Below are 2,109 nucleotides of genomic sequence, written 5' to 3' on the forward strand. Positions count from 1 at the left end.
GAAGCAGGGCCTGAGCGTTTCTGCGATTGCGCGCAAGGTTGGCTGTGACCGCAAGACGGTTCGGAAGTATCTCGACGGTGGGTTGGAAGCGCCGGTTTATGGGCCACGCCAGCCGCGATCGCGGGTGATCCAGCCTTATGAGGATTATTTGCAGGACCGCATTCAAGCTTTTCCTGATCTCAGCGGGGCGCGCCTGCTGCGTGAAATACGCAAGCTGGGCTACGACGGCGGCTACACGGCGGTCACAGATTTTCTGCGTAAGGTACGTCCGCCCAAGCAGACGCAGTTTGAGCGCCGGTTCGAGACCCCGCCGGGCAAGCAGGCCCAGGTTGATTTTGCCGAGTTCACGGTAGAGTTCACCGATGAGCCCGGCGTCGTCCGCAAGGTCTGGCTGTTCTCGATGGTGCTCGGGCACAGCCGCTGGCTCTGGGGCCGGTTTGTTGCCAGTCAGAACTTACAATCGGTTCTGCGCTGCCATATCGCGGCCTTCTCTGACATGGGCGGCGTGCCTGAGGAAATCCTCTATGACCGCATGAAGACTGCCGTGATCGGCGAGGACGAGGCCGGGGTGGTGACCTACAACAGCTCCCTGGTGGCGCTCTTGAGCCATTACGGCGCAATACCACGCGCTTGCCAGCCGTATCGGGCAAAAACCAAGGGTAAGGTCGAACGCCCGTTCCGCTATATCCGGCAGGACTTCTTCCTAGCCCGGACGTTCCGGAACATGGACGACCTCAATGCCCAATTCGACGCCTGGAGGACCGAGGTTGCCAATCCACGCGTTCACGCCACCACCCGGCGCGTGGTGGATGAGGCCTTTGCCGAGGAGGTTTCCGATCTGAAGCTGCTCCCGGCGATCCCGTACAGTGCGATATTGTCGGTGGAGCGCCGGGTGAGCAAGGATGGCATGATCGCGGTCGGCGGCAACTTCTACTCCGTCCCGGACACCACGCGACGTCGGACACTTGAGGTGCAGCATCACGCCACCGAGCTGCGGATCTATGAGGACGGTGAACTGATTGCTTGCCATCCTGTGCTGGAAGGAAAGGCCTTGCGCCGCATCGACCCCGCGCATCGTAAGGCACCACCACCAAGACCAACCTTGTCGCGGTCCTCGCAGGGATTGCGGCGGCCGCTCGACTTCTACGGCGCGGTTGGCCAGCGCCTGGCGGCTAAGGGGGCGCAGTCATGACCGATCTTCTGAACCGGATCCAGAGCGCTTTGGTCGGGCTGAAGATGCCACGTGCGCTCGAAGCCCTCGATCATACATTACAGCAGCTTGAGAAAGGCGAGATCACAGCGATCGAGGCCATCGACACGCTCCTGAGCGAGGAATACGCAACACGGGAGACGCGTCGGATAGACGTGGCCCTGCGCACCGCCAAGCTCCTGCCTGTTAAGACACTTGAAGGCTTCGACTTCAGCTTCCAGCCGTCGCTCGACCGAGAACGAATTGCGGCCCTGGCCCAGCTCGACTTCATCAGGCGGGCTGAGATCATTCACTTCCTTGGGCCACCGGGCACGGGCAAGTCTCACTTGGCCACGGCCCTCGGCGTCGCCGCCGTGAAAGCGGGCAGAAGCGTGTATCGCGCAACATTGGCCGACCTGATCACGGCGTTGAGCCAGGCCGAACGCGAGGGGCGACTGGCTGAGAAAATCCGCTTCTATACTCGGGCCTCGTTGCTGATTGTCGATGAGATCGGCTATCTGCCTATCACCACCGGCGGCGCCAACCTGTTCTTCCAGCTGGTCAACGCCCGCTACGAAAAGGGCGCCATGATCCTCACCTCGAACCGCGGATTTGCGGAATGGGGCGAAATCTTCGGGGATCCAGTTGTCGCGACCGCGCTGCTCGACCGGCTCCTACATCACGCCGTGGTCATCCAGATTGAGGGGGCCAGCTACCGGCTGCGCAGCCATGCTGACCTCATCCCCGAGCATGTCCGCGCAAACGCCCCCATCACACCGCCACCGCCGCCAAAACGGCGAGGCCGGCCGCCCAAAACAAAAAGCGGAGCAGATGATCACTGAAACCGGCTGATCACCGGATCCGTAAAAGTGGGGAATTTTACTTCGGCACTTTTGGGGAATTTTAACTCGGCGTTGACA

General features: G+C 61.4%; 2 protein-coding genes. Both read left to right on the forward strand.

Annotation, left to right across the window (positions count from 1 at the left end; translation table 11 throughout):
• Window positions 1–1,192 (forward strand): IS21 family transposase (gene istA / locus ACH107_RS32245; RefSeq protein WP_412509691.1); only part of this gene is annotated, 1,192 nt, incomplete at its 5' end.
• Window positions 1,189–2,031 carry an IS21-like element helper ATPase IstB gene (gene istB, locus ACH107_RS32250; protein ID WP_412509692.1) on the forward strand — a complete coding sequence of 281 codons (843 nt, stop codon included), beginning with the start codon at window positions 1,189–1,191 and terminating at the stop codon, window positions 2,029–2,031. The genes istA and istB, both read left to right, overlap by 4 nt.
• The last annotated feature ends 78 nt before the right edge of the window (window positions 2,032–2,109 follow it).

This window comes from Roseovarius halophilus (ex Wu et al. 2025) (assembly GCF_047086965.1).